This window comes from Microbacterium sp. BF1 (assembly GCF_019279095.1).
Lineage (GTDB): Bacteria > Actinomycetota > Actinomycetes > Actinomycetales > Microbacteriaceae > Microbacterium > Microbacterium maritypicum.
Map to the genome: position 1 here is coordinate 1 of NZ_JAGYWT010000902.1, position 518 is coordinate 518.

Here is a 518-nt window from a genome sequence, read left to right on the forward strand (position 1 = left end):
CAGAGCGCCACGCTGGTGCTGAACGTGGTCGATGAGGAGAGCGGCGAGGTCGTCCGCCTGGAGGTTCCGACCTGGAGTGACGGGAGCTCCTCGCTCATGATCACACGTGAGGGGGGTGCCGACGGTGCAGGCGGAGACGGACGCTGACGAGCTGCGGGCGCTCCAGCGCCGGGCCTATGGCCGTGACGGCATCCTCACGGATGCCGAGACCAGGCGGCTGCGGGAGCTGGAGGACGCGAGACGATCTCCGGTGACGCCCCCCGCCGTCGAGACCCGTGTGGATTCGTCGCCCGAGCAGCCGTCGCCCGCTCCTGCCGATGTCCCCGACGACGCTGGCGGGCATGCCGTCGTCGACGCTCCGGAGCCCGGGGCCGTCACCGAGGATCGGCGCTCGCTCAGCACCGTTCGTCGTGTCCTGCGGAGGTACCGAGTGGGCGTGTCGGCGCTCGCGGTGATGACGGTGGCACTCGGCGTCGGCATCGGTGGGGCGCTGTTCGCGCCACGCGCCGACGGCATCG

Annotated in this window: 1 pseudogene; it reads left to right on the forward strand. The window is 71.8% G+C overall.

Features of this window, described 5'->3' with window-relative positions:
* Positions 1 to 124 precede the first annotated feature (124 nt).
* Positions 125 to 518: pseudogene (locus KZA10_RS17465) on the forward strand (hypothetical protein); the annotation flags it as partial.